Genomic DNA, 7,584 nt, shown 5'->3' with positions numbered 1-7,584 from the left:
CACTGAGCTTTGCAGTATTACCTCCTCCTCCTAACTTATTATCATTTGTTTTAGAATTGGAGTTAGTTGTAGGTTTACTACTGCTAGGAGTATTTGCTTTAGGAGTATTCACTTTATCTGATGTAGTAGTTTTATCACTTTTCTGAGGGTTTCCATTAACACTAGCTTTTGGAACACTTTGTGTGGTATTTACTACATCTTTTTTAAGATTTCCATCTGTTGACTTTGAATTATTATTTATGTAGTCTGTTCCTAAGAAATTTATTTTGTCTATATTATCTATATACTTAGGAAAAAGGTATAAAAAAAGATCCTTAAATTTATCCATATCATTATAATAATTAGCCAAATTAAATCCCCCACAAATTGCTACTAGTGCTATAACTAATTTATAATATGAAGATATACTACAATCTGTTACGATATTGAATTTTTGCTAGTATATTAATGGCAGTAATTTATCCATTAGCTACCATCCGTAAGACTCCCGCTTCTACAAGCGGAGAGTCAACGGCTGCTACGCTCTGGATTCGTTCAACTAATACTCAGATGGAGTCAAAACTCCACCTGAGTAAAGTTTCACTTTATAGTATAGAGTAAATGTAATGATAAAAGCGAACCTTTTTCATTAATATAATCTATAATATAGTATATATTATGAGGAGGTTACTACTAATGAGAGTTATTACTAATATAGACCATGGCAAAGATATAGTCTTGTCTATATACGAAACATTCATTGTTGAAATTCCGTATAACACTTCTGCCTCTGAGCATTTATCAGGTCCTTCTTTTCAAAAGATAGAAAATTGTCAACTTATCAAAAGCTTTTATGTTGCTGATAATCCTAATTTACCCGACTCTTGCGGCAAAATGGTTTATTTTATGATAACCTCATATCCAACAACATCACTACTTTATTGGTTTTTTAGTGCTCCGAGTTATGTTTCACAATTTAATTTCAAACTAACAGTAATTCCTAATAACATAAACTAACAACAAGGTACTGCCCCAAAATACACTTTTATATGAGGATTTATTAATAATCTTTTATAATTAAATAAAAACACTATTAGTTTATTGAATTTCAATAAACTTTCATAGTGTTTTTATTATAGATACCCACAGCTTAAATTTAACTTATACGTAGGAATATGCTGCCAAAACTGATGGCACTTTTAAAAACTTTTTTATTAGTCTTAGTGAAGTGTTTTTGAAAATCTTAGAAGTTTTGATATGTTTGAGGTACGAGTTTATCAAAGCTTCTTAGATTTTCATAAACACGAACTTTAGACTAATTAAAAGTTTTTAAGGTGCTGAAGTTTGGTAGCATATTCCGGAGTATAAGTTAAATTTCGGGCGTGGGTATCTATATATTGAGTCTAATTATAAATGTGATCTAAAAAATTCTACACGTACCTTAACTTTTGACAAAACCTCTTATTTATAAGTTTTTAAGCTTAAAAACTTTATAAATTACCCAAGTATTGTCTTTCCATTCATATAAAGATATGTTATTAAACATTTCATGAAAATCACAGGGAAATTGGTTTAAATAGTCCCATATTTCATAAAATTTATCTCCTATACTCTTAGATACTATTGTACAATGGAATACTCTATCTTTTCCCTCATTTTTTTTAAAACTTATCCAAGGAATTTTATTTAGTTCATCGAAAAGGTCATCATGCATTTTTTTAGTTTCCTCTGATACTTTTACGTTCATATAAATTACATCCTGTCTAAACTTACCATACCCTTTAATTTCAATAGGTGCTGCTATGTATTTATTTGCAAATTTCTCTAGTACAGGTATTAATTCATAAATTTTATCTGTTTCAAAAGGCGCTTTTAAGGTAATATGCGCTGGTAATTTTTGTCTCTTCTTATTAAACCTAGAACAAACATCTTCAGTAATTTTATTATGAAAATTTGAGGCCACTCCTTTTAAATCACAAACTATTACATATCTATTCAATAACTATCAACTCCTAAAAGAATTTAGACAGTATTTAAGTAATAAACTGAAAATATTTTCGGTTACTATTCTTGCATAAATTTTTTAATCCTTAAATATGCATTTTCGTCTCCTATTGCTATAAAAACATCATTTTCATTAAAGACTGCATAAGGACCAGGTGACAACACCAGTTGGTTATTACGTCTTATTGCTATAATAGTAGCACCAGTATTCTGCCAAAATTTCACCTCTGAGGTGGTTTTTCCTATGAGACTTGATCCTTTGACTATTTGGAATTCAAAAGGAACAAAAGGGTTAGTGCTGTTAAACCGATTTGAATAATCCTTTAATTTATCAATTGCTAACTCCAATTTATTTTCTATGTTACGTCTTTCTGTTACAAGATCAGATATTTCTTTTTTTAAAGAACTTATTGAATCTAAGTCTTTAAATTTATCAATAAAATTTATACATTTATCTACGGATTTAACAACAATACCACTGCCTTTACTCACTTCTACTATGCCCATATCATTTAGCAAAATTACAGATCGTCTTATAGTTTCGGGAGAAACATTATAGTGGCTAGCTAAAGTAGATCTCCCATGTAATTTAGTTCCTACTGGTAATGCTCCTGATATTATTCTATTAGCTATATCAATAGCTATTTGCTGGTAAACTGGTTTGGTTATAGTTTCATTTGACATATATAAGTCTCCTAACTTTACAAGTATATTTTTCTCATATAACAGAGATATATTCAATACTAATCAATCATTATTTTAATTATTTATACAGAAAAAATCAAGAAAACTTTACAGAGTGACAACTTTGTGTTATATTGAAGTTGTTACTATCAAACAACTTTATATTATAATCAAGTTGTTGTTTGCATAATTATTAGAAAGTTGAATTATATGTCAAGGAGGCATCTTATGATAGAATTTAGAAATGTTAAAAAAAACTTTAAAGATAAGCTAATATTAAAGGATATGAATATAAGCATAAAAAAAGGGGAATTAGTAGCATTTGTAGGAAGAAGTGGATGCGGTAAAACTACTACTTTAAAAATGATTAATAAGCTTATTGCTCCAACCTCTGGTGAGATTTTAGTTAATGAAAAAAATATTTTAACTGAAGATACGATTAAGCTTAGAAGAAATATAGGATACGTTATACAACAAACTGGCCTTTTTCCTCATATGACTATAGGAGAAAATATTTCACTAATAGCTTCTTTGGAAAAGTGGACAGAGGAAGAAATCAGGAAAAGATGTTATGAACTATTGAACTTAGTGGATTTAAATCCCGAGGAATACTTGGATAAATATCCCAATGAATTAAGTGGTGGACAGCAACAAAGAATTGGTATAGCTAGAGCTTTTATGATGAATCCAGAAATTATATTAATGGACGAACCCTTCAGCGCTCTGGATCCTATAACTAGAAGTCAATTACAAGATCAGGTGTTTAATATACAGCAAGAGTTAAAGAAAACCATCATATTTGTAACTCATGATATGGATGAAGCAATAAAATTAGCAGATAGAATTTGTATAATGCAGAATGGAAACGTAGTACAATTTGATACACCAGAAAATATATTAAAAAATCCTGCTAATGAATTTGTAAAAGAATTTATTGGTAAAAATATGATTTGGACTCAACCAGAACTTATAAAAGTAAAGGATATAATGATAAAAGATCCTATAAAAACTAGTGCTGAGAGGACATCTCTTCAAGCAGTTCAAATAATGCAAACTAATCATGTTGATAGCTTACTCATGATATGGATGAAGCAATAAAATTAGCAGATAGAATTTGTATAATGCAGAATGGAAACGTAGTACAATTTGATACACCAGAAAATATATTAAAAAATCCTGCTAATGAATTTGTAAAAGAATTTATTGGTAAAAATATGATTTGGACTCAACCAGAACTTATAAAAGTAAAGGATATAATGATAAAAGATCCTATAAAAACTAGTGCTGAGAGGACATCTCTTCAAGCAGTTCAAATAATGCAAACTAATCATGTTGATAGCTTACTCATTGTTGATGAGAGTAATAAATTAAAAGGATTGGTAACATTGAAAGATATCAGAAAAAGTGCTGATAAAAACATAAAATTGAGAGACATAATGGAAAATAACGTAATCTCAATTAAAGATGATGATACTATAATAAATGTCTTAGAAATAATGAACAAAGAGAATATAGGATATGTGCCTGTAACAGATAAAGACCTAAATTTAGTAGGTTTAATTACTAGGAGTAGTTTACTTTCTGTTCTTAGCAATCAGTTTATAGATAGGGAGGTAACAATATAATGAATCTTCTTAACAATGTACATGAATTTATAAAATTTACTATTGAAAGAAAATCACAAATTAGTACACTGTTTTTCCAACATATTGAGCTAACTATCTTAGCTGTTTTAATATCCGTTGTATTAGGAGTACCTCTTGGTATTTTAATAGCAAGAGTAAAAAAACTATCTACTACAGTGATAGGACTATCGAACATTATACAATCTGTTCCAAGTTTAGCTTTACTGGGTTTTTTAATACCAGTTTTAGGTATAGGTAGTAAACCAGCTATTACAATGGTTGTATTATACTCCCTACTCCCTATTATAAAAAACACTTTTACTGGGCTAACAAATATAAATACATCAACTATAGAAGCTGCTGAAGGTATAGGGCTTACTCAATCAGAAATTTTAACTAAGATACAACTTCCCTTAGCGCTACCTGTTATTATGTCAGGTATAAGAATATCTGCAGTAACAGCTGTAGGATTGATGACTATAGCGGCTTTTATAGGTGCTGGCGGACTAGGTTATTTAGTATTTTCAGGTGTACAAACTGTTAATAATCATATGATTTTAGCTGGAGCCATACCTGCTTGCTTATTAGCACTTGCTATAGATTTTGTTATTGGTAAAGTAGAAAAAGTAGTTATACCAACAGGAATAAAAATTAGTAGCAATACTTCAAACTCTAGAAAAAAAAGAAAACTTTTCAAATCTAAAAAATCAAAAATTTTAGTAGCATGTTTATTATTAATAGTTATATCTATTGGAGCCTTTGCTACTTATAAAAAAGAATCTAATGTAATAGTTATAGGTTCCAAAAATTTTAATGAACAGTTAATACTTGGAAACATATTAGCATCATTAATAGAAAATAATACAGACTATAAAGTAGAAAGAAAGCTAAATTTAGGCGGAACTAATATAGTCTTTGATGCTATAAAATCTGGAGATGTAGATATGTATGTAGATTACACAGGAACTGGCTTAGTAAATATAATGAAACAAGATACAATTAGTGATTCTAATAAAGTATATAATATAGTTAAAGATTATTTTCATAAAAATTACAAAATAGCTTGGCTGGATCCTTTAGGTTTTAACAATACTTATGTCATAGCTGTAAAGCAAGAAACTGCAAAAAAATACAATCTTAATAATATTTCTGACCTTTCAGCTGTTAGTAATAATTTGAACCTAGGATCTACTATGGAATTTACCAATAGACCCGATGGTTATCCAAAACTAAAAGAAGCTTATAATTTAAATTTTAAAAGTGTAAAAGGTATTGATGGTGGTTTAAGATACTCTTCTCTTGAACAAAATGCTACTCAAGTAACAGATGCCTTCTCTACAGATGGGCTCATAGAAAAGTTTAATTTAAAATTATTGAAAGATGATAAAAACTTCTTTCCACCATATTATGCTGTTCCATTAGTTAGAGAAGATACCTTAGAAAAATATCCAGAATTAAAACCTTTGTTATCAAAGTTAGCTGGTAAAATTTCAGAAGATGAAATGAGAAAATTAAATTATAAAGTAGACAACGGTGCAGATCCTCAAAAAGTGGCTGAAGAGTTCTTGAAATCAAAAGACTTAATTAACTAAACTTATAACAATAAAGAGCATTATAATATTTTATAATGCTCTTTATTGTTATATAAATATGGACTTAAAATTTAACTTAGATTTGTATGCTTAAATTATCTCGTTAATAACACCGCCACCAACGAGGATATCATTGTCATAAAATACTACAGACTGTCCTTTAGTTATTGCTCTTTGTTTTGCTTCAAACTCTACCTTTACTCTTCCATCTTCTAAAGGAGTTATAAAGGCTTTAGAAGGCTTAGCTGAATATCTTATTTTGGCTTGCACTTCAAGAGTTTGATTTAGCTTATCAAAAGGTATAAAATTAATATCTTTGGCTATTAATTCAGTTTTAAAAATATCCTCTTCACTACCAAGAACCACTGTATTTGTTAAAGGATTAATATCAGTAACATACATTGGAGTGCCAAAGGCTATCCCCAGTCCTTTTCTTTGACCTATAGTATAATACACTATACCTTTATGTTTCCCTAAAACATTACCTTTTTTGTCAACAAAAAAACCTTCTCTTACTTTACTAGGCACTTGTTTCTTTATATACTTTCCATGGTCGTTATCTGGTATAAAACAAATTTCTTCACTATCTTTCTTATTATGAACTAACAGTCCTATTTCTTTAGCAATTTCTCTAATTTTTTCTTTTTTGTATGCACCGCAAGGCATAAGTGTATGTGCTAATTGGAATTGAGTAAAATTATATAGTGCATAAGTTTGGTCTTTTTTATCATCCTCAGATCTTTTTAGAATATATCTATCATTTGATTTTTCTATTGTAGCATAATGACCTGTAGCTACATAATCTGCACCTAAATCCATTGCTTTTTTTAGTAGGGCGTCAAATTTTATAAATTTATTGCAAGCTATACATGGGTTAGGAGTTCTTCCCTCCATATATTCATCTATAAAATAATCTATAACATTTTTTTTGAAAACATCCTTAAAATTCAGCACATAAAATGGAATATCTAATTTGTCAGCAACTCTTCTAGCATCTTCAACAGCACTTAAAGAGCAGCATCCGCCCTCATTTGCCTCGTACTCTTCATCTTCTTGCCATACTTGCATAGTAACCCCTATAACCTCATATCCTTGCTCTTTTAAAAGATAAGCAGCAACTGAACTATCTACTCCCCCACTCATACCTACTACAACTTTTTTCTTCATTCTATCACTCTTTCTAATATTGTATTTATATATTCCTTAAAACTTGTTTATCAATATATATATAGATAGTCACGTCCGAAATTTAACTTATACTTCGGAATATGCTGCCAAACTTTGGCACGTTAAAAACTTTTAGTCAGTCTAAAGTTCGTGTTTTTGAAAATCTAAGAACCTTATATAAACTCGCTATGCTCAAACATATATAAGGCTCTAAGATTTTCTAAAAACGCGAACTAAGACTGACAAAAAAAGTTTTTAAATGTGCCTTCAGTTTTGGCAGCATATTCCTACGTATAAGTTAAATTTAATTTGTGACTATCTATATAGATAAACAACTTGGAAATTCGATTTATACATAGGGATATGTTGTCAGTTCTGAAGGTATATTTAAATACTTTTTTAGTGAGTCTTAGCGAAGAACTTTATAAAAATCTTAGAACTTTAGATTGTTTGAGAGTAGCGAGTTTATCAAAAGTTCTTAGGTTTTTATAAAGTTCGAGCTTTAGACTCATAAAAAAGTATTTATGGTGCCG

7 protein-coding genes and 1 pseudogene are annotated in these 7,584 nt (G+C 29.3%); 4 read left to right on the top strand and 4 right to left on the bottom strand.

The window, feature by feature from the left end; genetic code table 11:
• Positions 1 to 349 (bottom strand): hypothetical protein (locus HGI79_RS12015; protein WP_207725770.1); only part of this gene is annotated, 349 nt, incomplete at its 3' end.
• Between the two features lie 326 nt (positions 350 to 675).
• On the opposite strand from HGI79_RS12015, the gene HGI79_RS12010 reads away from it, so the two are divergent.
• A complete protein-coding gene (locus HGI79_RS12010) occupies positions 676 to 996 on the top strand; it encodes a hypothetical protein (protein WP_185650923.1) in 321 nt (106 codons plus the stop codon).
• Positions 997 to 1,444: 448 nt separating this feature from the next.
• On the opposite strand, the gene HGI79_RS12005 is transcribed toward HGI79_RS12010, so the two are convergent.
• Entirely contained in the window at positions 1,445 to 1,978 is a 534-nt protein-coding gene (locus HGI79_RS12005) for a 2'-5' RNA ligase family protein (RefSeq protein WP_185650922.1), read from the bottom strand.
• A 65-nt stretch (positions 1,979 to 2,043) separates the two neighbouring features.
• Positions 2,044 to 2,667 (bottom strand): TrkA C-terminal domain-containing protein, encoded by a 624-nt coding sequence (locus tag HGI79_RS12000; RefSeq protein ID WP_185650921.1) that lies wholly within the window; start codon positions 2,665 to 2,667, stop codon positions 2,044 to 2,046.
• 228 nt (positions 2,668 to 2,895) lie between these two features.
• Here HGI79_RS12000 and HGI79_RS11995 point away from each other — a divergent pair.
• The 3 genes and pseudogenes from HGI79_RS11995 to HGI79_RS11985 form a co-directional block, all read left to right on the top strand.
• Positions 2,896 to 4,052, top strand: a pseudogene (locus HGI79_RS11995) (betaine/proline/choline family ABC transporter ATP-binding protein); the annotation flags it as partial.
• A gap of 51 nt (positions 4,053 to 4,103) precedes the next feature.
• Positions 4,104 to 4,292 carry a CBS domain-containing protein gene (locus tag HGI79_RS23695; protein ID WP_395939539.1) on the top strand — a complete coding sequence of 63 codons (189 nt, stop codon included), beginning with the start codon at positions 4,104 to 4,106 and terminating at the stop codon, positions 4,290 to 4,292.
• On the top strand, positions 4,292 to 5,884 hold the full coding sequence (locus HGI79_RS11985) for a glycine betaine ABC transporter substrate-binding protein (protein ID WP_185650918.1): 1,593 nt from the start codon (positions 4,292 to 4,294) through the stop codon (positions 5,882 to 5,884). The genes HGI79_RS23695 and HGI79_RS11985 overlap by 1 nt, the downstream gene beginning before the upstream one ends.
• Positions 5,885 to 5,974: 90 nt before the next feature.
• Here the strand turns inward: HGI79_RS11985 and mnmA are convergent, their stop codons facing one another.
• Positions 5,975 to 7,051: a tRNA 2-thiouridine(34) synthase MnmA gene (mnmA, locus tag HGI79_RS11980; RefSeq protein ID WP_185650917.1), complete on the bottom strand. Its 1,077-nt coding sequence runs from the start codon at positions 7,049 to 7,051 to the stop codon at positions 5,975 to 5,977.
• Between the last annotated feature and the right edge of the window lie 533 nt (positions 7,052 to 7,584).

The sequence above is a fragment of the Clostridium sp. DJ247 genome, from assembly GCF_014231265.1.
Note: the sequence above shows the minus strand (reverse complement) of the source record. Positions and strands in the feature narration are given on the sequence as shown.

Coding starts and splice junctions, on each gene's coding strand:
- HGI79_RS12010 (WP_185650923.1), top strand. CDS start 676: ATGAGAGTTATTACTAATATAGACCATGGCAAAGATATAGTCTTGTCT.
- HGI79_RS12000 (WP_185650921.1), bottom strand. CDS start 2,667: ATGTCAAATGAAACTATAACCAAACCAGTTTACCAGCAAATAGCTATT.
- HGI79_RS23695 (WP_395939539.1), top strand. CDS start 4,104: ATGGAAAATAACGTAATCTCAATTAAAGATGATGATACTATAATAAAT.
- HGI79_RS11985 (WP_185650918.1), top strand. CDS start 4,292: ATGAATCTTCTTAACAATGTACATGAATTTATAAAATTTACTATTGAA.
- mnmA (WP_185650917.1), bottom strand. CDS start 7,051: ATGAAGAAAAAAGTTGTAGTAGGTATGAGTGGGGGAGTAGATAGTTCA.